The sequence below is a fragment of the Clostridium sp. CS001 genome (genome assembly GCF_020443565.1).
Lineage (GTDB): Bacteria > Bacillota > Clostridia > Clostridiales > Clostridiaceae > Clostridium_AD.
On sequence record NZ_JAIZZN010000002.1, the window covers coordinates 108,468 to 132,256 of the forward strand.

Genomic DNA, 23,789 nt, shown 5'->3' on the forward strand with positions numbered 1-23,789 from the left:
ACAAATTGAGTAGAAAAATCTCCTTCCAAAGTTTAAGAAGGAGATTTTTTTAAAGATTTATTTAATTGCATTTTACATTAAGCTTTTAACCATACTATTTGCTGCTTCTCTAATAGTAACTAGTTTGTAATCTCTGCTTTTTTTAGTTATACCTATAAAATCATATTTCACACCATTAACGTGATCAACAAATCTTTCAAAGGAAGCTAAACATGAGATGCATCCATTGCCAGATCCACCTGGCGCAGCAACACAAATGAAAGGTTTACCAGCCAAACTGCTCTCTTCTCCTTTTGAAGCTTCACATCTTCTAAGTCTATCAATAAACACCTTCAGTGATTCACTCATTTCATGCCAGTAAACAGGAGTAATGATTATATAACCATCAGCTTCCACCATTTGTTTGTGTAGCTTTTGAAAATCATCTTCCACTTGGCATTCATGCTTCTCACGACAGGGTCCCCATCCAATTCCACATGCATGACAGGAAGAAATATTTAATGCATTAAGATCTATTATTGAAGCATTAGCGGCATTCATTTCTACTCCTATCTTTGCCTGTTCACCACAGGTAGCTGTTAAACCATCATGGTTAGGACTAGAAGTAAGTATAATTATTTTCATTTTAACCCCTCCATATTAAATTATTTTATCACTCTTTAAAGTTGATTTCATATCAATAAATTTCTATACATTGTCCATAAAAATTATACCATATCCATAATTTATTTGTTGCTAAAAATCCTGCATAAAATCTCTTTCTACCACATAAGGAGACGGAATGGAAATCTTGTTAATTCTACAAAATGATTCTGTTATTCAGAAAACTTTCATGCTCTTGCCACGGTATTAATGATAGTTAATTGTTGTATATAGTGGTACACTTAAGGAAAAATAAAAAAGATTTAAGGGGGCAGGGAAAGATTGAAAATAGTAAAAAGAATTTTAGTTCTCACCACTTTATTTGTATTATTTATTTCAACTATGGTTAATGCCAAGGTGTTTTTGCCACAACAGGATATAGCTAAAAACAAAATGTGGGTGATTAAATTTAATCTACCTGTAGATGAGGCTTCCACAAAGGGAAATATATCAATTACTTTGGACAAAACAGGTGTAAATGTTGGGATAAACCAAACTATAAGTGGCGATAGAAGAATAATTACAGTAGTTCCTAAAGAAAATTATTTGCAAGGAGAGGCTTATACATTAAGAGTCAATGCAAAGCTTCAATCTGGAAACAGCTATCTGAAAGAGGAGTCAATATTAAAGTTTACTGTTAAAAAGGAAGTTATAAGTGAAGTTACAAAAGATTTTTCTGTTAGAAATATTCAAATAGGTGATAGTGAAGATAAAGTTATAGAATCTTTAGGTGCGCCTTCTAGAAAAGATGTTAGTCAATATGGGTTTAGTTGGTATATCTACAATGGAGATTACAAAAACTATGTACAAGTTGGTATAATTAATGGGAAGGTAGTTGGATTATTTACTAATGCTACAAATTTAGTTTCTAAAAAAGGGATAAATATTGGAACATTAAAGAGTGAAGTAGAAAAGGCTTACGGTGCACCTTTAGAAAAGAACGGGGAATATGCCTCATATTCTATTGAAGATTACAAAGCAACTATCTTTTATGATATTCATAATAATAACACTGTAGATGGAGTTCAGATTATTGAAAAAAATGTAGAAAAGCAAATAAAAAATTATTATGGACAACTAAATGACGAAGTAAGAAAAGGGTACGAAATGCAGATATTTGATTTTGCAAATGTAGTAAGAGTTAGAATGGGGAATGTTCCCTATATTTGGGATGATAAAATTGCAACAGTAGCTAGAAATCATAGCAAAGATATGGCTGATAAAGCATATTTTGAGCATACAAATCTAGATGGTAAAGATCCTTTCGACAGAATGAGCGCTGCAGGTATTACTTACACCGAGGCAGGAGAAAATATAGCGGCGGGGCAAATAAGTGCTATTTTTGCACATTCAGCCTGGATGAACTCTTTAGGTCATCGAGAAAATATTTTAGGTAACTGCACAAAACTTGGTGTTGGTGTATATTTTGGAGGAAGTTACAATGTGTATTACACACAGAATTTCTTTACTGGTAAGTAATAAGTTCATAGGAATACTTAAAATAGGGGGCATATCAGGTGGGAGATTATTGTAAAATTAGGGGCAAAGATATCTATACTGAAATTATAGGAGAAGATAAGTCGCAAGTATTGGTATATATTCACGGTGGACCTGGTGGAATTGGTGTTACAGACTTTATTAAGTATCAAGGGGATAGATTAGCAAAGAACTTTAAAGTTATAGCTATAGAACAACGAGGAGTATGGAGATCAGAAGCTATTTTAAGGGAAGAGAATATTTCACTAGAAGATATTATTGAAGATTTTGAAGAACTAAGAAAGAAGTTACATATAAATAAATGGTCATTACTTAGTCATTCATTTGGTGGCTATCTTGCCGTTCTTTATGCTAATTTATACCCTGAGTCTATTGAACTTATGATATATGAATGTCCATCTTTTGATTTTGCACTTTCAGAACGATCTATGCTAAGGGCCGCAGCAAGGGAATTTGTTAAGTTAGAAATGCCTGTGTTGGCAGAAGAATACTTTAATGCACTAAAAGAAATTATAGACTACAAAGAAATAAATAGACTTCTTACGGAGGCATTAAAAGGGCTTGGAAGGAACTATAACAATTTTATGTGGTTTGGAAATGATAAGTTTATAATTGAGAAAATAGCTAAGACTAATAAAGATGGTGGGAAATTGTGGCGTAGATCCACCAACACAAGAATAAAATTACTGGAGGATTGGCGAGTATATAATGATGTGTTTACAGAACTATCGAATATAAAGAAGCCTTCATTACTACTTATAGGTAAACATGATCCTGTTACTTGTGAAGTCCAACTAGAAGAATTTATGAAGCGAGTGCAAGACAAAGAGGTGGTTACGTTTGATTTCTCTGGTCATTTTATTAGAATTGAAGAACCTGATAAATATTGTGAAGTTATAACAAATTATATACACAAAAGACTAAAGACAAATTGCTGATTTTATAAAATTTCAAGGAGGGTTTGATGTTGGCAACAATATTAGTAATAGTTTTTTTAATTATTCTTACTGCTATTTTTATAATTGCATGGCATTTTTCTAATATAATTATACATCCTAAGGTTAAGGATAGTAATTATACCTATGATTTTGAAGTAGAAAAAGGAACAATAGATATTAAAAAATATAACGAGTTAGAAAAACAAGAAGTATATATTGATTCCCAGTATGGTTATAAACTTCATGGTTTATTCTTTCCAAATAATAATTCCAAAAGAGTTATAATATTGTGTCATGGAGTAACTTGGAGTTTATATGGATCTGTTAAATATATGGATATGTTTTTAAAAAGAGGCTTTGCAGTTTTTATTTATGATCATAGAAATCATGGTCTAAGTGGCGGAAAAGATACTTCCTATGGGTATTATGAGAAGTTTGATTTGAAAAAATGCACAGATTGGATATTTAATAAATTAGGGAAAAAAGCAGTTATCGGTTTGCATGGTGAGTCTATGGGTGCTGGAGTAGCGCTCCAAAATATTGCAATAGATCAGCGAATCAGGTTTTGTATAGAAGATTGTGGCTACTCTGATGCATATGATTTATTTAAGCATAGATTGCAAAAGGATTATAATATAAAAAATAAATTTTTAATTAAATTATCAAGTATAATTGCTAAATTGAGAGTTGGTTGGTACTTCGAAGATGTGTCACCTATATCTACGTTACATAATATAGAAATTCCAATACTCTTTATTCATGGTGAAGATGATGACTATGTTCCTGCTATTATGTGCAAGCAAATGTACTCGGTAAAAAATTGTTATAAAGAACTATATATGCCTTCCAGTACAGGTCATGTACAGGCTTATTTGAACAATAAAGATGAATACGAAGAAAGAGTTGATAAGTTTCTAAAGGCTATTAATATAATCTAGGTTTAAGAAGGAAAGATGTCCCCAGTTTTTACTACGGATAAGACCCCTAGCCCTTGATTTAAACAATGATGGAGTTATCAATAATGGCAAAGAACTTTTTGGACCTCATTCATTTGAACTGCTATAGAATATCCACCACAAGCTAAAATCAGCGATACTTGGAATAAAGCAATAAAACTATTTGCGAAGGGAGCCTGTACTTAATCAACCTATGGACTAAACAAATAATAAGGTATAAAATATAATAGTTACCAGTTTCAATTTAAAAGGGGGTTTTAAAATGGGGAAAGTTTTAAAGGAAAGAAAAGATGTAGATCAATCACTTACTTGGGATTTATCTGCTATTTATGCATCAGAAGACCAGTATGATGCAGCAGTAGAAAAGGTTCAAGAGCTTGTAGCGAAAGTGGAGAAAAATTATAAAGGGAAGCTAGCTACTGCAAGCAACATTAATCAATGTTTGGATAAAGTAAGAGAGATATCCCAGATTATGTACCTTACAGGGTCTTATGTGGAGCTTGCAGTTTCAGTGGATCATACTAACAATGAAAATCAGGACAGATATATGAAGTTTATGAATATAGCATCGGATATTAGCAGTAGAACCAGCTTTATAGACAGTGAAATTATACAAGCTGATGAAAAAGTTATTGAGGAAGCAATAAATGAGTCAAAGGAAAATAGTAATTACTTAGGCAATATAAAAAGAAATAAAGCACATGCACTTCATCCGGAAGTGGAAAGAGTATTAGCTGCTTTATCAGGAACTTTAGAGGCTCCTTATGGCATTTATGAACGGGCTAAGCTTGCAGATATGGATTTTGGTAACTTTACTGTAGATGGAGTAGAGTATCCGCTTAGTTTTGGACTTTTTGAAGACGAATGGGAGTATGAAAAAGATGAATCTCTCCGTAGAGCTGCTTTCGAAGCTTTCTCTTCTAAGTTAAGGGAATATCAGCATACTGTAGCAGCAGCTTATCAAACTCAAGTACAAAAGGAAAAAACAATGGCAACCCTTAGGGGATTTGATTCTGTTATAGATAGTTTGTTATTCTCTCAAAAGGTAGATAGACAGTTATATAACAGGCAGATAGACTTAATTATGGAGAAATTAGCACCGCACATGAGAAAGTATGCAAGGCTTCTTAAGAAGACACATAAAATAGAAGAAATGACCTTTGCAGATTTGAAAATTGCAGTTGACCCAGGCTATGAGCCTAATATAACAGTAGAAGGGTCTAAGAAATATATTCAGGAGGCTTTATCAATCCTTGGTGAAGACTATTCCGATATGATTAAAAGAGCTTATGATGAGCGCTGGATTGACTTTGCACAAAACAAGGGAAAATCTACAGGAGCCTTCTGTGCAAGTCCTTATGGAAGCCATTCTTTCATTTTAATTTCCTGGGCAGAAAAAATGGCAGAGGTCTTTGTACTAGCTCATGAGCTTGGGCATGCAGGACACTTTAAATTATGTAATGAAAACCAAAATATATTTGATACAGATGTGTCAACATATTTCGTAGAAGCGCCGTCTACAATGAATGAGATGCTCATGGCAAATTATCTTATGAAAGTTAATGATGATCCTAGATTTAAGCGATGGGTTTTATCTTCAATGATAGGCCATACCTATTATCATAACTTTGTAACTCACCTTTTAGAAGCAGCTTATCAAAGGGAAGTATACAATATAATAGATGAGGGTGGAAGTGTTCAAGCTACAAAACTTAATGAAATAAAACGGAATGTACTTGAAAAGTTCTGGGGAGATGATGTAAAAATAATTGATGGTGCAGAACTTACTTGGATGAGGCAGCCTCATTATTACATGGGACTATATCCTTACACTTACAGTGCAGGACTTACAATAGCAACAGAGGTTAGCAAGAGGATTTTAAGCGAAGGACAACCAGCTATAGATGATTGGATAGAGGTACTTAAAGCAGGTTCAACTAAAACACCAGTGGAACTTGCAAAAATGGCTGGGGTGGATATAACCACAGAAAAGCCACTGATTGATACCATAGAGCATATAGGTAATATAATTGATGAGATAATAAAACTCACTGAGGAAATGGAAGGCTAGAGATAGTGCCACCGACGTGGCAAGTGGCAAGTTGTAAGTAGTAAAAAAAAAGGTCTGCCTGAAATAGAAAAATTTTTCTATTTCAGGCAGACCTCATTTATTTGAACTGCTATAGAATATTTAAGGTGGAGTTACCTATTTTATAAAATCTTTTTTTATATTATACTAATAATAGAGAATGGTAGCATAAATAGATAGTTCAAGTATAGGAACTGTTGGCATTTATGCAAGCCGTTCTATTTTTTTGTACTCAATTATTATTTTTGAAATATATATGTTTCAATAATATTTGTACAATTACTTTACGCTCTGAACAAACATTCACCAGTAATTTAAATGTAGTTTTAAAGTTGAAACATATATAACTATAATATTGCAAGCTATTAGTGGCAAAAACCGTATTAGATTAGTGCTTAAAAAAAATATGCTTTATCTTTAAATAACTATTAGTTATACGTTACAAACGTAGATAACCTGTAGTATAATAAGCTATAAATTAAATGGTTAATATATGCAGAGAGGGATGATATATATTTTAGCTAAGAAAAAAAGCTTAATAGGCATGCTAATATTTATTGTTGTTATTTCAACTATGTTTATTTTATTTCAATCTCAAAAAAAAGAAAAATTCAATGACCAGCTTATAAAAGAAGTAAATGCTAATAAAAATTACACTGAAAACGAAAGAATATGTTTGGAATTTATCACAAATAGGATGTCGGCGCAATATGGAGGTATATATACCAATTATTTGGATGCTAGTGCCAGCGGTGATTTAGCAGGGGGTCATCAAGTGCTTTCTGAGTCTGAGGGCATAATAATGTTATATTACATAAAGATTAATGATAAAGAAGCTTTTGATAAACATTTTAAGATAATAACAGATAAATTTTTAATGGATAATGGGCTTATTAGATGGAGAGTTTCACAAAAGGTAGGGGAATCAACAAATGTTTCAGCGTCCATTGATGATTTAAGAATTATACGATCATTAATATATGCCTCCTCAAAATGGAATGATACAAAGTATACCAATATATTAAAAAAAGTAGGTGACGCTCTTCTAAAAAATAACATTTACAATGATATGATAACAAATTTTTATGATTTAGAAGCAAATGCTATAGACACTAATATAAATTTATCCTACGTTGACCTGTATACTATGGATATGCTATCTAAGACTGAAAATGCTAAGTGGCAACGTATAAGAACTAAGGGACTAGGAATAATAAGTAGCGGATACATTTCAGATAGGTTACCAGTATATAAAAAATGTTATGATTTGAAAGATAATAAATATCATAAGGACTCTAAGATAAACATGATAGATTCACTTTTAGTTGTACTACATCTAAGTGAAGTACAAGCGCAAAAAAAACAAAGTATAGCATGGATTAAGAGGCAAATAAACAATGGAGCATTATACTCAGAATATGATACTTTAACAGGAGAAAAGGCAACAAGTACTGAATCTACAGCAGTATATGCTATTGTAGCAAGCATTGCTAAGAATATACAAGATGATGAATTATATGATATGGCTATAAAAAAAATGTTGAAGTTACAAAATGAAAACAAAGATAGTCAGATTTATGGTTCTTTTGGGGATGAAAATACATTGGAAGTGTTTTCCTTTGATAATCTTCAAGCATTATTAGGGTTTTAGATAAATAATGTGCTAATATTAGCGCAATATTTTAACTTAAACATGTTCAAATAAAATTATTAAGGGGGACTATTTAATGAGTAAATTAAGCAGGTATATAGATATTTACTTTTTACTACTAATGACAGAAATATTTCTGCTTATTACAGTGGTTATTTTAAGAGGTAAAACCATAGGCTTCTTAGATTATTTTTTAATAGGAGTTATTTTCTTAACTATGATAATTTCATACATAAGTGGGATTATACCAGGACTTTTAACCAGTGGATTTGCGGTTTTTGGATATGGAAGTTATATGATATATCAAAGTATGTTTAACAATATGTCAATGGGATTTGAAAAATATGTATGGCTGATTTTATTGCCACTTAGTGCTTTTTTATCAGGGCGACTATCTTTTAATATTATAGAAATACAGAAAAGGAATAAGGAATTAGAAGAGGAAATAAAAAATCTTGTTACTATTGATGAAGTTACAGGATTAAATAACACAAGAGGGTTTTATTTAGATTTAAATAAAGAAATGAGTAAAGCTAAAAGACGGAAGTTTGACTTAGCACTTATGTTAATAAATATACAATATTTCGAAGAAGTAAAATCCATATTAGGTGAAGGTAAGTTTAATGCTGTTATAAAAACAATTGGGAATAGTATAGAGGCTGCAACAAGAAATGAAGATGAAAGATACAAACTCAAAGAAGATATGTTTGCAGTAATAATGCCCAATACAGATGAAAAAGGTGCAAAATTAGTTAACGATAGAATAAAAGAAGATATTGATAATATCAGTTTTGAGTATGGGGGAAAAGAAGAAACATATAAATTATACGTTAAATTTGGAGTGTATCAGTATAATGAAAAAATACAAAATAGCTTTGAGTTTAAGGAACTGGCAGAGAAGGAGCTAGAGTTTGATGTTTAAAAAGTTCTTTTCATTAATTTTAATTATTTTGATTATTTCACAAACCGTGCAAACTCATAGGGTATATGGACAGGGAAATTTAAAGAAGGTTTTGATAGTTTATGATAAAAAAACATACTTTGGGTCTAAGGATGTTACAACCGATTCTATTAGTGAATTATTTGGACATTTCAAAGTAAGTACGCAAAAAAAGGATGAGAAAGATTATAAAAGTGGAGAAGTGGAGAATTATGATTATGTTTTTGTCATAGGAATAGAGGGAAATTTTCATAATGTAAGCCTAATAACTGATTTATCAAATACCAACAAAACCATATGTTGGCTAGGAAAAGGTGTGGAAGCTTTTATAGGGAAAAAGACTAGCTTAGGACTTACTTATAATGAGACTATATCAGAGGTTACAGAGGTTTACTATACAAACAAAAGAGAGAAGGACCCACTAACTCATGATGATATGAAAAAGTTTCAGTTGAAAAACAAAAGGGAATTTACTATTTTAAATTCAAACAATGAAGATGTGAAAACTATTTCCTACATAAGTGATGGTGCAAGCTATTATCCCTATATTTTTTCAGAAAAGAATTTTTGGTACATAGGAGCAGTTGAGGATGAGGGTATTTTATTTTATATTTTAGCAGATGTACTATACGATATTTTAGGTGAAACTAATTTTGAAAATAGTGAAGTCTTTATAAGAATAGATGATGTGCATCCAGTTAGAGATACAAACAAATTAAAGAGTATTGCAGAATATCTAGGTGGTAAAGGTATTCCCTTTATGATATCTTTGAGTCCTTTTTACAAAGATGTGGAAAGTACATATGCTACAAGTATTTCAGATGAAAAAGAATTTATACAAACAATCAAATATATGCAAAAGCTTGGAGGTAGTGTGATTCTCAGTGGAGTTACAGAGGCAGGTAGTGCTCTTTACGAATGTGCGAGGAATGATATATACCCACTTGCATTTGATGGTCCATATTATCCAATGAATAACAAAGTGCATAAGGAAGTAAAAAAAATATTCTCCACTTATGTAGGGGGTATTCAATCTGAGAATGGTGAGCTTTTAGCCGCGACTTACCCATATAAATTATATTATACTGATTTGGTAACTAAGTTAATACCAGAAAATTTAAATGTCATTCAACCTGAAAATGAATTTATAACTTCAAAAATATTGGGAGACTTAGATGAAATATCTATAGTGAGAGGTTATACTTATGGACTACATTATGATCCAAACTTAGATATAAAATATTTAAAAGATATAGTAGAAAAACTGGAAGCAATACAAGTAGAATTTTATGATTTAAAGCAGGAAGACAATTGGGTTAGATGGCAGCAGGGGTATATAACTTCTAAAAATGGAGAAATTAATGTTGATATTGATTTAAAAAAGGACCAAGTACCACCAGTTAATGAAGGTTATATTTCAAATATAAATAATGTTTTAATGGTGTTTATTGGACTATTTTGTATAATATTTTTAGTTGTTTTTTATTTATCTAAAAGAAGAAATAAAAAAAGGTTTTTAAGGTGACTTTATGAACGAATTAAATTTTATAGATTATTTATTTTTATATTCTTTAGTATCTATATGGGTGGTGTTACTTTTTAATATATTTTTAACCTTAAGTGGATATAAGTTTTACACTAGTGTAACAAACAATATACCAAATGTTTTAGAGATGGAAGAGTTTCCATTTGTATCAATAATGGTCCCGGCTCACAATGAAGAAAAGGTTATAGGTAGAACAGTGAAATCATTGCTTACCCTTAATTATCCAGATGATAAAATGGAGCTTATAGTTATAAATGATAATTCCTCTGATAGTACAGGCGAGATTCTAGAAGCCATAAGAAGGGAATTCCCACATAAAAACTTTAAAGTTATTACAACAACCAAGGAAAACGGTGGAAAAGGGAAATCTAATGCATTAAACATAGGTTTTAAAAGCGCAGTTGGAGAATTTATAGCTGTTTATGATGCAGATAATACTCCAGAAAAATTGGCATTAAGATATCTTATAAATAGAATAATTAATGATCACAGTTTAGGAGCAGTAATAGGAAAATTCAGGACCAGAAATAAAGAAAAAAACCTATTAACTAGATTTATTAATATTGAAACATTGAGCTTTCAATGGATGGCTCAAGCAGGACGTTGGCAGTTATTTAAATTAACCACTATTCCAGGAACAAACTTTATGATTAGAAGAAGTATTCTTGAAGAAATAGGTGGCTGGGATATAAACGCAATAGCTGAAGATACTGAAATAAGCTTTCAGATATATAAACTAGGTTATAAGATTGCATTTATGCCTCTTGCAGTTACCTGGGAACAAGAACCAGAAACTTTAAGGGTTTGGTTTAAGCAAAGAACACGCTGGGCAAAGGGAAATGTGTACGTGCTTTTAAAGTATATCAAGAAAATATTCAAAGGAACACCTGCAAGTGTAGTCTTTGACGTATCCTATTTTTTCTCAATATATTTCTTGTTTTTATCTTCAGTAATAATTTCAGATGTTATTTTCATACTAGGTATTTTTACAAATGTCAAAGTCAACATTCCAGGGAATTTCTTTTTATTATGGATGCTTGCATACTTGTTGTTTATTTTAGAGGTAAGTATAGCTCTCACTATGGAAAAGGGTGAGAGTAGCATTAAAAATATTGGAATAGTAGCTTTAATGTATTTTACCTATTGTCAAATGTGGATGGTGGTAGCTATTAAAGGCATAATCTTATACATCAAAGATAAAATTTTAAAAAAAGAAGCAAAGTGGTACAAAACAGAAAGATTTTAGGGGGTAGTTGCATATGAAGAAGGTTATTTGTCTGTTTGTTAGTGTTTTTTTATTGATAAATATGAATTTAGCGCAATTAATAACAGTAAAAACTGTAAATGCCATAGAGAACACTACAAATGAACTGTCTAAAAATTATGGTTTTGGAAAGGATTTAATCATAAATGGTGTATATGGAAGTCATACTTTTTTCTTTGACGTAAATAAAAATTGGAATCTTAAAGATACATGTTATTTAAACTTAGTATTGAGTCAAAGTCAATTAAATGATAAGAATAATTCAACCTTAACAGTTTATGTTAATGATATTCCAATGTATAGCATGTTTCTAACTGATAGGAATAAATACAAAGAGAATATTAAAATTCCAATTAAAATGGACAAAGTTAACAAGGGATTTAACTCAGTAAAAATAAAGACATATAGAAGGATAACAGATAAAGCATGCACAGATGATTTAAATGCAGCAAATTGGATTGTATTTAATGAGGAATCTTATGTTCATGTAGATTTTGAGGATAGAAAAGACTCTTTAAAAATTAATGATTATCCGTATCCATATTTAAAAGCAGGCAAGAATATGCCTTCAAAATGTATTTTTATCTTACCGGATAACTCAAAAAACTATGTTATGGAAGCAGCTGTAATTTTAGCTTCAAACTTTGGCAAAGGAAAAAAGTTTGAAAATGTTAACATAAATATTTCCAAGTATTCAGATGCAGTTGCAAAGGATAAAACAGATGTTATTTATATTGGATCAAAAGATGATCTGCCAAAGGAAATATCAGATAATTTATCAAAAACAGAGAAAGACATTATTGTAAATGATGCTCTTATTAAAGAAGTGGTATCACCATACAATAAAAATTTTAAGATGCTTATACTTGTATCTAATAATAGTGAAAGCTTAGTTAAAGCAGCAAAGGCTCTTACCAATGATGATATGGTTATGCAGATGAATTCTAATACTCAAATTATCAGCAGTGATTATAAAATAATTTCACCACAAAAAAAAGAAACAGAATATCTCAGCTTGGAAAGCCTTGGATATGATGATGTACTATTAGAAGGTTTATTTAGACAACAATCTAATTTTGCATTTCAAGTTCCAAAAGGTAAAGTAATTAAAGATGGAGCAAAAATATCAGTCAAAATGAGATATTCAAAAGTATTAGATTTTGAAAGATCACTTATGACACTATATTTAAATAATAAACCTATTGGAAGCAAGAAACTGCTTGAAATCAAGGCGGATAACGATAGCTTTGAAATAGTTATTCCAAAGGAAATGCGAGACACAGATATTTATGATCTTAAAATTGCTTTTGATTTAGAACTAAAGGATGTTTATTGTAATACCAAAGAAGAAAATAATGTATGGGCATTTATTTCTAAGGAATCATATTTATACTTGCCTTTTGAAAATAAAAAAGACTTATATTTTGAAGATTACACTAGTCTATTTATTAAAGATGGAAGTTTTAATGATGTTATTATGGTAATACCAGACAATCCATCAAATGAGGATATGAGTGTTATGACAAATATAGCAGCTTTTTTGGGGCATCAAATTGAAGATGTAGGGAATATAAATATTATTAAAAGCAGTGAGTTTTCTAATAAATATAAAGATAAAAACATAATAGCTATAGGGGATATTAAGAGTAACAAGTTTATTCAAGATCTAAATAAAAATTTGTATATAAAGTTTGACCCATCCTTTGATAAATTCATTTCAAATGAAGAAATAAATATATTAGATGATTATAGCAAGAACTTAGGGTCACTGCAAATTATACAGTCTCCACATAATGCTCAAAAAAATATAATGGTAGTAACATCAACAAAAGAAGAAGGTCTTTTGTGGTGTGAAAAGTACCTCACAGATTCTATTCTTGTATCAAAATTAAAAGGAAATGCCCTTACAATTGATGAAACAGGAAATATAAACTGGAGATATTTTGGTGATAAGGCTAAGGAAAAAGTAAACCTGCAAAAGTTTGAAGAGGTAAATACACAAGTATCAAAACTTGCTATCACCTCTGAAGTGCGAAATTTTATAATATTCGCGGTGATGATTTTGATTTCTATAATTATAAGTTCATTCCTTCTCATAAGAAAGCATAGAAGGGACTCTTAATTTTTTTAAAACTCCCCTATAAAACAGCTTTTAGGTGTATAATAATATTACTAGTAATATTATAAAATCACATTATTGGTTAAATAACCCTAACGTTTTAAGTTTCTTTTATGCTATGTGACTTTATAACATTGCTAAAAATAAATATACCAAAGGGGGGGAACCAAATGTTTAAAAAATTTACAAAAGCTTGTGTTAATCTTGTTCAGAGGTACTTACCAGACCCATTCATATTTGCTGTACTCTTAACCTTTTTTGTACTAGTTTTAGGTGTAGTTATTACTAGTCAAAGTCCATTGGCTATGACTGTCCACTGGAGTAAGGGTTTGTGGACATTGTTGGCTTTTTCAATGCAAATGGCATTAGTATTAGTTACAGGTCATGCGCTTGCCAATGCACCTTCTTTTAAAAAGGGTCTTAAAACCCTTGCCAAAATACCTAAATCACCAACTCAAGCAATTATGCTTGTTACACTTATTTCTACTATAGCTTGTTGGATTAACTGGGGGTTTGGTCTAGTTATTGGAGCTATTTTTGCTAAGGAACTGGCTAAAGAAGTTAAAGGGGTAGATTATAGACTTTTAATAGCCTCTGCTTATTCAGGTTTTTTAGTATGGCATGCTGGTCTTTCTGGTTCTATACCACTAGTAATTGCTGCAGGTGGTCCTGATGTAGTAAAAGCAACTGCAGGTGTTGTTACTACTGTTATACCAACCAGTACTACATTATTTTCAAGCTTTAATTTAATTATATTAGGTGTACTTTTAGTAACGTTACCTCTTATAAACAGGGCTATGCATCCTGATAATAAGAATACTGTTACTATAGATCCAAAACTTTTAGTGGATGAACCACAAGTAGTTATAGTAGCTAAAAAATTAATGACCCCTGCTGACAAACTTGAAAATAACACTATTATTTCAATGTTACTCGCAATTATGGGTTTTACTTACATCATTTATTATTTTATTAAAGGTGGTAGCCTTGATTTAAACATTGTTAATGCTATATTCTTATTCCTAGGAGTTGCTCTTCATAGAACCCCTAGAAGATTTGTTGGTGCAATTACAGATGCTGCTAAAGGAGCTGCCGGAATTATACTTCAATTTCCATTCTACGCAGGTATCATGGGTATGATGGTAGGTGCAGGTGTTTCTGGAGTTTCTCTTGCAGGCGCTATGTCCACTTTTTTTGTTAATATATCTAATCAACATACATTCCCATTATTTACTTTCTTAAGTGCAGGACTTGTTAACTTCTTTGTGCCATCAGGTGGTGGACAATGGGCTGTACAAGCTCCTATTATGATGCCTGCTGGTGCAGCACTTGGTGTACCTGCTGCAAAAACTGCTATGGCTATTGCTTGGGGAGATGCATGGACTAACATGATTCAACCTTTCTGGGCATTGCCTGCTCTTGGAATTGCTGGGCTCAGTGCTAAGGACGTAATGGGTTTTTGTATAATTGATTTATTATACTCCGGTGTTATTATTGGACTGGGATTATTCTTTTTTTAATTGAATTTAGTCGTGAAAAGTGTTATGCTAGCAATGATAAACTTAGTAGAATGTCTTTGCTACATAAAAATCAAGTGTAGAGTTAAAACTCAAAAGATAATATATTGAAGAGCTTATTTTTATAAGCTCTTTTTTAGTGAAAAAGCGAGGTAATAATATGATAAAAGTTGATAATTTGTCCTACTCATTTCCGCAAAAGGATCTATATAATAATATTTCATTTACTATAGAAGAAGGCGAGCATTGTGCTTTTATAGGTACAAATGGTAGTGGCAAAAGTACCCTGATAGATATAATAATGGACCCAGAAAAGTATATGTTCGACGGTAACTTAGAGATACAGCCAAATTGTAGAATTGGGTATGTAAGTCAATTTTCACAACAGGGAGAAACAAAAAAAACTACAGTTTTTGAATATATAGGTGAAAAATTTATTAAACTCCAAAATGAAATAACGTCTATTTGCAGTGAAATGGAAACATCCACCGATATTGATTGTTTACTAGAAAAGTATCAAGAAGCTTTAGATGCCTTTGATGCAATTAATGGAGATGGTTTCGAAAACAACATTAACAAAAACCTAAATCTTGCAAACTTAATTAAGTATAAAGATTTAATGATATCTGAACTTAGTGGTGGGGAATTTAAACTTATTCAAGTGATTAAGGAAATGCTAAATAACCCAGACTTAATGATTATGGATGAACCTGATGTGTTTTTAGACTTTGAAAACCTTAATTCTCTTAAAAATCTAATTAATTCACACAAATCAGCAATGCTAATTATTACCCATAACAGATATATATTAAATCATTGTTTTAACAAAATAATTCATCTTGAAAACATGGAGATTCAAGAGTTTGAAGGAAGATATATTGATTATAACTTCTCATTACTTCAAACTAAAATTGAGCTGCAAGAACTAGCTGCTGCTGATAATGAAGAAATTGAGAGAAACAAAGCGTTAATAAGAAAACTAAGATATAGAGCAACTGAGCGCTCTGAAGCAGCTGTAGGGAAATCCTTAAACGCTAGGGTTAAAATTCAAGAAAGATTAGAAAAGCGTAGAATTAAAGCTCCATTTGTAGATATTGTAGAGCCAAATATCATATTGCTTGCAGATAATGAACTAGAAGAAACCATTGTTTTAAAAGTTAGTGACTACAGTGTTAGCTTCGATGAGATGCTACTCCAAGATGTTAACTTTGAAATTAAATCTACTGATAAGGTAGCCATTATTGGTTCAAACGGTACTGGAAAAACTACTTTGCTCAGGGAAATATTTAATAATAATCATGATTCTATTGAGATAAATGACCAGGTGGAACTATCTTATTTATCTCAAATTCAAGGCAAAACAATAAATGAGACTAATACAATACTTGAAGAGTTAATAGGTGATTATTTAAGAACTTCTGAAGAGGTTATAGCATATATTTCAAAGTATGGTTTTAAAGAAGAAGCTCTTGGGCAAAAGATAGGGTCTTTATCTGGTGGAGAAAAAAATATGCTTCAACTAGCTAAAGTATCCGCTAGTCAAGCAAATATGTTGCTTCTTGATGAACCTACAAGTCATTTAGATACCTATTCACAAATAGCACTAGAGAAAGCCATAGAAAACTATAAAGGTGCTATTCTAATGATTTCTCATGATTTCTATACTATAGTAAACTGTATGGATTATGTTTTAATCATAGAAGATAAGACAATTAGAAAAATGAATATGCGTAAATTTAGAAAGATGATATATGCTAGTCATTTTGACAAAGACTATTTGGAAATTGAGCAAAAGAAAAAATTAGTTGAAACAAAGATAGCATTAGCTTTAAAAAATACTGATTTTACACTTGCAAAAGTTTTATCGGAGGAGTTAGAAGAACTGATTAAGTTATTTTAAATTCAAGTTGCTAGAAGCTGATCAAAGAAGGAACTACTGAAGTAATTCAGTAGTTCCTTCTTGATTATATACCACCACTGTCACCTAAGGCTGGTTGAGTTAATAATAAATCTTCATAGGTGCACAGGTTATTTTTCAAAGCATCTTCTCTTAATACTAAATAGAGCTCAGCATTCGTGGCATTCTCGTAAGGCATTACAAACAATACGCCTACTCCTAGAGCTAATGATCCTAAAAAGTACCAACCAATAAATGATAAGTCTAATACAAACATATCAAATTTATGCCCATTTGTCATCTCATTACTTAGAGAAATGGCTTTTATAACTCCAATGGTTGGATTGTCCGCAAGAATATATGGCACCATTCTGTACGCATATGACTTAATGATACCAGGTATAATTAGCAATAGACTCCAAAGAAGAATAAATACCTTCGTTAATAACATCGTTTGTATTATTTTAATATAGTTTTGTCTATCAAACCCAAAGCGGAAACATTTTTCATTATTTGTATGCTGGGCGGACTTAACAAAATATCTTCGCCCTCCTACTTCTAAACAATACCCAATAAAAATACGAAGAGCTATTACGAGTATAAGCACAATGAGCCCAAATGATATAAGTCTCCAGTTTATAAAGTTGTTATTATTGATATTTAAATAAATAGAGCCATTTGAATTTCTAGAGTGAGAACCACTACCGCCACCCCAATTATGATTTCCGCCTACCAAAGCAAGGACTACACTAATCCCAAATGCACTCCAATAGATTTCTGTTAAAACTGCTTTAGCTTTGTCTTTTAATTCTTTTCTAGACCACATATACATCCCCCATTTAAATTATTTTTTTAATTGCCTTTTTGAAGTTTATAAGGTTTACTTTTAAATACACCATAAGCAATTAATATAATTACATTATACAGTATTAGATACTATATACCAAGTTGGTAAAATATTTAAATTTATCGCTGTTGACCAGTTTTATCTTCCAAATCGATCTATTGCATTCAATTGCTTGGGTTTTCTCCTGTTTTCAAGGTTAAATGAATTATAAAATAGTATCTTTACTTAGTATTTTTACAATATGATACCATTCCCAAACAGAGTTTTTGTAGATTAAATCATCATCTGCGATGCTGCAATATTAACAACTTTAGAAGCCGATTTAGATTGCTATCAAAGTAACTATTATAGGCTGGGCAACTGCCACTTATAGAAGAAGGCAGACTTGAAGCTTCCAAAATGTTGTTAAAAACTGCATCAAATTAAATAACCTGTAAATAATGCCTATAATAATATTTAAATAAGTAATAATATCCATATAAGTTATGATATTATAGAGTATATTGATACTATTAAAGGGGGTATAATTATGAATTTTCAAGGTATAACAATAGGAATAATTGCTTTTGCGATAATCGGTATTTTTCATCCAATAGTAATAAAAGCTGAATACTACATTGGTAAAAAAGTATGGCCTGTTTTTTTAGTTGTAGGATTATTACTAATCGGATTGTCTATATTTATAAATAGCAATATGATTTCTGCAATAGCTGGTGTTATAGGATTCTCTTCGCTGTGGAGCATTAATGAAATCATTGAGCAAGAAGAACGAGTTAAAAAAGGCTGGTTCCCCCAAAATCCCAATAAAGATAAGTGGATTAAGTCATAATCGGTGGTCAAATAGCAAATGGTGCCTTTGTAAGATAAGGCTGTAAGTTTTTTATTGAGAATGTAGAGAAAGGAAGGGTATTAATATGAATTATAGAGTGAATCCTAAAAATAATGACAAGCTTTCTATACTTGGATTTGGGTGTATGAGGTTCTCAAAGGATGAAAAAGAGGCAGAGAAGCAGATTATTAATGCTATAGAAAATGGTGTTAATTATTTTGACACTGCATATATTTATCCTAACAGTGAAGCTATACTAGGGAGGGTGCTTGCAAAGGGTTATCGTGATCGTGTTAAAATTGCTACAAAAATGCCTCCATATTTAATAAAAAAATATGAGGATTTTGATAAAATTTTTAATGTGGAATTAAAGAGGTTACAAACGGACCATATTGATTACTATTTTATACATATGTTAACGGATATTAATATATGGAGTAGACTTGTAAATATCGGTATTCTAAAATGGATAGAGGAAAAGAAACAAGGGGGTCAGATTAAAAATATCGGATTTTCATACCATGGCGGCAGGGATGAATTTATAAAACTTGTGGATATATATGATTGGGAATTTTGCATGATTCAGTACAATTTTCTAGACGAAAACAATCAAGCAGGAAAAAGCGGGCTTCAGTACGCCTCTGCTAAAGGGTTGCCAGTTATGGTCATGGAGCCTTTAAGAGGTGGGAAGCTAGTGACAAACCTACCAAAAGAAGTTTACAATGTGTGGGAAAAAGCAGTTGTAAAGCGTTCGCCTGCGGAATGGGCATTTCGTTGGATATGGAATCACCCGGAAGTCACAGTTGTATTGTCAGGAATGAACTCTCAAGCGATGGTAGATGAAAATATAAAAGTAGCATCGCAGTCAGAAGCTAATTCTTTAACTAAAGACGATCTTGAATTATTTACAAAGGTTCGCAATATATTAAATGAAAAAATCAAAGTTCCATGTACAGGATGTAACTATTGTATGCCATGTCCTATGGGTGTAGATATACCTACTTGTTTCTCTTGTTATAATGATAGAGAGATAGAAGGCAAAGTAGCAGCTATAGGTAAGTATATTATGCAGACAAGCTTGAAGTCTAAAGCTCACAATGCTTCACTTTGCTCAAAATGTGGAAAATGTGAAATACATTGTCCACAAAAGATAGCAATTAGAGATGAACTAGCCAAAGTTTCAAAAACTATGGAAGGGTTTTACTATAAACCTGCAAGGTTTTTAATAAAACGATTTATGAAATTATAAAACTTTGTGAAAGATCAAATCATCAACATATTCACCAGTACACAGGTCTTTATGATGCATTAGGACAGTTCCACTATGTAGAAAGCCAAGTTTTGCTACGGCATTTAAAGAAGCTTGATTGTTGCTGTACACATAGATTCTTGCTATGTTAACTTGGCATTTCTTCATCTCATCTAAAGCATAATTGGTAAGCGTTGCAGCAAGACCGGAACCACGAGCCTCTGGGTGAGTGGCTGCTGTTAAAAATGCAGCATGAGATTTTTCAACTGACATATCACGTCTACCTCTAACAAGACATAAAACACGGGAGGGCTTTTCTGTTGTTACAGCAACATAGGAAAGTTGGGCTGGATTATCTACAAAACTTAAGACTTGATCTTTTTCTGTAAGTTCTGTAAAGGATATTTCAGCACCATCTTCCTTTAATATTTCAATTAGCGACCATATACTATCAACATCATAGGATTCCACTTTTTTTAATTGGTATTTCAAATTAACACTTCCCTGCAATTTATTTTAGTATAAAATAGGGATTTCAACTTAGCTAAAAAGAACTTTAAATAAAACTTAACATACTATATGTTGAAAATCAACATATAGTATGTTCACTATGCGGGATATATTTAAGTTTTATAAAAGAAAAAATCCATAAGTGGGCTACCTTAACTATTAAAGGTATTAGGATTAGTTAATAAGATGCAACATTTAAAGCATTTGCTTTGATGATGTAACGGTTATCTCTAACACTCTAGTTAAAAAAGAGAATTTTTCTTTCATCATATCAAATTCTGAACCTGACTCAAGGTATTTTGCAGTACCTTCAATTACGAAGCCCGTTCCCTGGTAATCTTTATAACCTAAAACTTCTTTACTACCCAAAGTCATCTTTACTTTATTATTTATATTTATATTTTTTTCTGTTTTATTCATTGCATATGCTGGAATTAAAATTCTTTCATCAGATGTTACAACTAAATATGAGTTCCAAGTGTTAACCACGTGCGGTTCATTTATTCCCCAAGATATTATTGAAACTACACCTTCATTTTTTAATACTTCTAAAAATTTTTCTGTAATCATTGTATATTCCTCCTAAAAAGTTTATTAAACAATACATAAAATAATCATGGATGATGTATATCGTCGATAAGTATTGTCTATATTTAATATACATTGATTTTCAAAAAAAGTCAATGTATATTATAGATAAATATTATCTATAATTTAAGCCGCATATTGACTAATAAAAAATAATGAAGTATTATGTGGGAAGATTATCTTGTTATTTAGGAGGTTTGATTGTATTGCAATTTTCTGTAGGAGTCGAGTATGCATTACATTGTTTATTATATATGATAGATATTCCATCAGGAAAGTCTGTTGGAATTAAAGATTTGGCTGCATTTCAAGGGGTTTCAGAAACATATTTATCAAAAGTATATACAAAACTAAGGAAAGCGGGGATTGTGAAGTCAATTCCAGGTGTTAATGGGGGATACGAGTTAGCACGTACTCCAGAAAGTATAACCTTTTGGAATATAGTAGAAGCAGTAGAAGGAACAGAACCATTGTTTAAGTGTGCAGAAATTAGGCAAAATGAGATATTGTTGGATAAAAACAATTTGCCTGATACATATACAAAGTGTCCTTGCCTAATAAAAGTCGTAATGTTAGAAGCAGAAGATCAGATGAGAAAATATTTGAATAATAAGACTTTAGGGTGGCTACATGAACAAGTTGGTAATAAGATACCTAAAGAGCATGCAAAAGCAATTGTTGAATGGTTTAACTGATTTTGTGCTATCCATCACCAATCTCTTAGGTGGGTGATGGATAGCACATTATTATAGATGGTTCGATACCATTTATAATAATTACATTTGTATAATTAGTATGAAATTGATTATAATAATATTATAGGTTTTCAAATTACCGTAGGAACTACGGAAAGGGTTCACCTTAAAAACCCATAGCCTTGGAAACTGATATCCCATAAAATAATATCCTACTTTGTAGGTTGGGAAGAATTATAGGAAGCCATCCACTTCTATAAGTGGTGGTAGTTCACAGAAACCTCAATCCATATATAAATTTATGGTAGAGGTTTTTTTTATTAGTAGCAGAGATTATTCGCATTATTACCAATTCTTGTAAGGTGTCACTTATTGAGACATAGACATTAGTTCTTGTGCAATATATTAGATTAAACCGTTATTTGTTTATTGGAAGTGCCATGCACTGCATAAGATTGTGAATATAATCAAACAATAAACACAGTGTTAATAAAGTGGAATCTATATTAAAGCAAGGGAGGATATCATGAAAAAATCAATATCATCTATTTGGATTATTATGTTTGCAGTAACTTTAAGCATTGGAGGTAGTTTAAATAGAAGTTGTATTGCCTTGGGGTTAACTAGTAGTAACCTGCACGAAAGAGGAATTCAAATAAATGAACCTTCAGTGATAAAAACCCCAGATGAAGCATTAAAACTATTAAAGGAAGGAAATGAAAGATTTCAAAAGGATCAATCAATGGAGGTTGATTTAAGTAGTGAAAAACGAGAAAAATTAGTTAATGGCCAAAGTCCAATTGCGGTAATAGTTACTTGTTCAGATTCTCGTGTACCACCTGAATTAATATTTAATCAAGGCCTTGGAGATTTATTTGTTGTTCGTGTTGCGGGTAATGTAATAGACAAGATAGAACTAGGAAGCGTTGAATATGCAGTAAAACATCTAAAAACGCCCCTTATAGTTGTAATGGGACATGAAAATTGTGGTGCTGTTGAAGCGGCAGTTGAAGCAAATGGGGAAAAACAACATGGAAATATTGGAGCTATAATAAATAAGATAGAACCCTCAGTTAAAAAAGTAAAATCAAAGGATTTACATGATAAAGAGTTAGTTGAGGCAGTAACAATTGAAAATATCAATAATTCTAGTGCTGAAATAAAAGATGGAAGTAAAGTTATTAGAGAAGAATTAGAAAAGGGTAAAATAAAAATAGTAGAAGCTAAATATATGCTTAAATCTGGCCAGGTTCAATGGCTTAATTAGACGAGCATAAACTGGAAAGTTTACTTCTAGCAAAAAGAGGATTATCCCTTAATTTAAGTGAAATCCTCTTTTAAATTTATTTTCTTAACACCCAAAATTTCAAAATCCCAAGTACTTCTCTAACATAGCCCTTATATTCCAAAAGTTTGTATTGTGAAACAAAGACTCCAGAAAAACTAGTATCCATGATTAACTTTTTAGTCATAAGTGATGCCCTTTTTAAATGATATTTATTTGATACCACCACAGCAGTTTTAAAACCTTTAAGTTCCATTACCTTCTTAGAAAAGGTCAAATTATCCATGGTATTCATTGATTTGTCTTCCATAACTATATTATTCTCAGAAATTCCTTTGTCTAAAAGGAATTTTTTCATAGCCTCTGCTTCTGTTATATCCTCACCAGCACCTTTTCCACCAGAAACTATAATATATTTTCCATAACCTTCTTTATAAAGCCTTAGACATTCATTAAGTCTTGCTTGTAAAAAAGGGCTGGGATCTGTGCCTTTCACCTGACATCCTAATACTATTATACAATCAGATTCTTTTGGCTTTGCCTTCATGCTAAATGTAACAACATCTACCTGAACAAAAATTATTATAATAAATCCTATTAATACTAAATATTTAATTATCCGTAATATGTTTTTCAAAATTACATCTCCCCTCAAATGCTTATAGACTTATTATAACTTGATAACCATTCTGTGGAAAGGCAAAGTTTAAAGTAATTTAGACAAGCCTGG

General features: G+C 31.3%; 20 protein-coding genes. 15 read left to right on the forward strand and 5 right to left on the reverse strand.

Annotated features, from left to right (window positions below):
- Positions 1-72: 72 nt before the first annotated feature.
- Positions 73-624, reverse strand: coding sequence for a flavodoxin family protein (locus LGK97_RS02295; RefSeq protein ID WP_226258117.1), 552 nt, complete (start codon positions 622-624; stop codon positions 73-75).
- Between the two features lie 300 nt (positions 625-924).
- Here LGK97_RS02295 and LGK97_RS02300 point away from each other — a divergent pair, with 300 nt between their 5' ends.
- The 11 genes from LGK97_RS02300 to LGK97_RS02350 all read left to right on the forward strand — a co-directional run bounded on the left by LGK97_RS02300 (position 925) and on the right by LGK97_RS02350 (position 17,059).
- A complete protein-coding gene (locus LGK97_RS02300) occupies positions 925-2,121 on the forward strand; it encodes a CAP-associated domain-containing protein (RefSeq protein WP_226258118.1) in 1,197 nt (398 codons plus the stop codon).
- Between the two features lie 38 nt (positions 2,122-2,159).
- Positions 2,160-3,077 (forward strand): alpha/beta fold hydrolase, encoded by a 918-nt coding sequence (locus tag LGK97_RS02305; protein ID WP_226258119.1) that lies wholly within the window; start codon positions 2,160-2,162, stop codon positions 3,075-3,077.
- Between the two features lie 29 nt (positions 3,078-3,106).
- Entirely contained in the window at positions 3,107-4,015 is a 909-nt protein-coding gene (locus LGK97_RS02310) for an alpha/beta hydrolase (protein WP_226258120.1), read from the forward strand.
- A gap of 280 nt (positions 4,016-4,295) precedes the next feature.
- On the forward strand, positions 4,296-6,104 hold the full coding sequence (gene pepF, locus LGK97_RS02315) for an oligoendopeptidase F (protein WP_226258121.1): 1,809 nt from the start codon (positions 4,296-4,298) through the stop codon (positions 6,102-6,104).
- Between the two features lie 523 nt (positions 6,105-6,627).
- Positions 6,628-7,773, forward strand: coding sequence for a glycosyl hydrolase family 8 (locus LGK97_RS02320; protein WP_226258122.1), 1,146 nt, complete (start codon positions 6,628-6,630; stop codon positions 7,771-7,773).
- Between the two features lie 76 nt (positions 7,774-7,849).
- Positions 7,850-8,695, forward strand: coding sequence for a GGDEF domain-containing protein (locus LGK97_RS02325; protein ID WP_226258123.1), 846 nt, complete (start codon positions 7,850-7,852; stop codon positions 8,693-8,695).
- A complete protein-coding gene (locus LGK97_RS02330; protein WP_226258224.1) occupies positions 8,688-10,238 on the forward strand; it encodes a DUF2334 domain-containing protein in 1,551 nt (516 codons plus the stop codon). The genes LGK97_RS02325 and LGK97_RS02330 overlap by 8 nt, the downstream gene beginning before the upstream one ends.
- A 4-nt stretch (positions 10,239-10,242) precedes the next feature.
- Entirely contained in the window at positions 10,243-11,505 is a 1,263-nt protein-coding gene (locus tag LGK97_RS02335; RefSeq protein WP_226258124.1) for a glycosyltransferase family 2 protein, read from the forward strand.
- Between the two features lie 13 nt (positions 11,506-11,518).
- Positions 11,519-13,645: a cellulose biosynthesis cyclic di-GMP-binding regulatory protein BcsB gene (locus LGK97_RS02340; protein WP_226258125.1), complete on the forward strand. Its 2,127-nt coding sequence runs from the start codon at positions 11,519-11,521 to the stop codon at positions 13,643-13,645.
- Between the two features lie 167 nt (positions 13,646-13,812).
- On the forward strand, positions 13,813-15,162 hold the full coding sequence (locus LGK97_RS02345; RefSeq protein WP_226258126.1) for a TIGR00366 family protein: 1,350 nt from the start codon (positions 13,813-13,815) through the stop codon (positions 15,160-15,162).
- 157 nt (positions 15,163-15,319) lie between these two features.
- Entirely contained in the window at positions 15,320-17,059 is a 1,740-nt protein-coding gene (locus tag LGK97_RS02350; RefSeq protein ID WP_226258127.1) for an ABC-F family ATP-binding cassette domain-containing protein, read from the forward strand.
- A 64-nt stretch (positions 17,060-17,123) separates the two neighbouring features.
- Here LGK97_RS02350 and LGK97_RS02355 read toward each other — a convergent pair whose 3' ends face one another.
- Positions 17,124-17,882: a DUF975 family protein gene (locus LGK97_RS02355; RefSeq protein WP_226258128.1), complete on the reverse strand. Its 759-nt coding sequence runs from the start codon at positions 17,880-17,882 to the stop codon at positions 17,124-17,126.
- 550 nt (positions 17,883-18,432) lie between these two features.
- On the opposite strand from LGK97_RS02355, the gene LGK97_RS02360 reads away from it, so the two are divergent.
- On the forward strand, positions 18,433-18,732 hold the full coding sequence (locus tag LGK97_RS02360) for a DUF4491 family protein (protein ID WP_226258129.1): 300 nt from the start codon (positions 18,433-18,435) through the stop codon (positions 18,730-18,732).
- Between the two features lie 85 nt (positions 18,733-18,817).
- The gene (locus LGK97_RS02365) at positions 18,818-19,981 is read left to right on the forward strand and encodes an aldo/keto reductase (protein WP_226258130.1); all 1,164 of its coding nucleotides are present in this window, start codon (positions 18,818-18,820) and stop codon (positions 19,979-19,981) included.
- On the opposite strand, the gene LGK97_RS02370 is transcribed toward LGK97_RS02365, so the two are convergent.
- Together LGK97_RS02370 and LGK97_RS02375 are read right to left on the reverse strand one after the other, a co-directional pair.
- A complete protein-coding gene (locus LGK97_RS02370) occupies positions 19,976-20,473 on the reverse strand; it encodes a GNAT family N-acetyltransferase (protein WP_226258131.1) in 498 nt (165 codons plus the stop codon). The genes LGK97_RS02365 and LGK97_RS02370 overlap by 6 nt on opposite strands.
- A gap of 213 nt (positions 20,474-20,686) precedes the next feature.
- Positions 20,687-21,061 carry a pyridoxamine 5'-phosphate oxidase family protein gene (locus LGK97_RS02375; protein ID WP_226258132.1) on the reverse strand — a complete coding sequence of 125 codons (375 nt, stop codon included), beginning with the start codon at positions 21,059-21,061 and terminating at the stop codon, positions 20,687-20,689.
- 224 nt (positions 21,062-21,285) lie between these two features.
- Between LGK97_RS02375 and LGK97_RS02380 the strand changes: the two genes are divergently transcribed.
- Positions 21,286-21,774 (forward strand): RrF2 family transcriptional regulator, encoded by a 489-nt coding sequence (locus LGK97_RS02380; protein WP_226258225.1) that lies wholly within the window; start codon positions 21,286-21,288, stop codon positions 21,772-21,774.
- A gap of 526 nt (positions 21,775-22,300) precedes the next feature.
- Entirely contained in the window at positions 22,301-23,041 is a 741-nt protein-coding gene (locus LGK97_RS02385; protein WP_226258133.1) for a carbonic anhydrase, read from the forward strand.
- A gap of 76 nt (positions 23,042-23,117) precedes the next feature.
- Here the strand turns inward: LGK97_RS02385 and LGK97_RS02390 are convergent, their stop codons facing one another.
- Positions 23,118-23,696, reverse strand: coding sequence for a YdcF family protein (locus tag LGK97_RS02390; RefSeq protein WP_226258134.1), 579 nt, complete (start codon positions 23,694-23,696; stop codon positions 23,118-23,120).
- Positions 23,697-23,789: the final 93 nt, after the last annotated feature.

What these genes read in the sequence shown, in the direction of transcription:
- LGK97_RS02340 (WP_226258125.1), top strand. Translation starts at nt 11,519, where the DNA reads ATGAAGAAGGTTATTTGTCTGTTTGTTAGTGTTTTTTTATTGATAAAT.
- LGK97_RS02355 (WP_226258128.1), bottom strand. Translation starts at nt 17,882, where the DNA reads ATGTGGTCTAGAAAAGAATTAAAAGACAAAGCTAAAGCAGTTTTAACA.
- LGK97_RS02350 (WP_226258127.1), top strand. Translation starts at nt 15,320, where the DNA reads ATGATAAAAGTTGATAATTTGTCCTACTCATTTCCGCAAAAGGATCTA.
- LGK97_RS02385 (WP_226258133.1), top strand. Translation starts at nt 22,301, where the DNA reads ATGAAAAAATCAATATCATCTATTTGGATTATTATGTTTGCAGTAACT.
- LGK97_RS02375 (WP_226258132.1), bottom strand. Translation starts at nt 21,061, where the DNA reads ATGATTACAGAAAAATTTTTAGAAGTATTAAAAAATGAAGGTGTAGTT.
- LGK97_RS02295 (WP_226258117.1), bottom strand. Translation starts at nt 624, where the DNA reads ATGAAAATAATTATACTTACTTCTAGTCCTAACCATGATGGTTTAACA.
- LGK97_RS02330 (WP_226258224.1), top strand. Translation starts at nt 8,688, where the DNA reads ATGTTTAAAAAGTTCTTTTCATTAATTTTAATTATTTTGATTATTTCA.
- LGK97_RS02345 (WP_226258126.1), top strand. Translation starts at nt 13,813, where the DNA reads ATGTTTAAAAAATTTACAAAAGCTTGTGTTAATCTTGTTCAGAGGTAC.
- LGK97_RS02335 (WP_226258124.1), top strand. Translation starts at nt 10,243, where the DNA reads ATGAACGAATTAAATTTTATAGATTATTTATTTTTATATTCTTTAGTA.
- LGK97_RS02320 (WP_226258122.1), top strand. Translation starts at nt 6,628, where the DNA reads ATGATATATATTTTAGCTAAGAAAAAAAGCTTAATAGGCATGCTAATA.
- LGK97_RS02365 (WP_226258130.1), top strand. Translation starts at nt 18,818, where the DNA reads ATGAATTATAGAGTGAATCCTAAAAATAATGACAAGCTTTCTATACTT.
- LGK97_RS02325 (WP_226258123.1), top strand. Translation starts at nt 7,850, where the DNA reads ATGAGTAAATTAAGCAGGTATATAGATATTTACTTTTTACTACTAATG.
- pepF (WP_226258121.1), top strand. Translation starts at nt 4,296, where the DNA reads ATGGGGAAAGTTTTAAAGGAAAGAAAAGATGTAGATCAATCACTTACT.
- LGK97_RS02360 (WP_226258129.1), top strand. Translation starts at nt 18,433, where the DNA reads ATGAATTTTCAAGGTATAACAATAGGAATAATTGCTTTTGCGATAATC.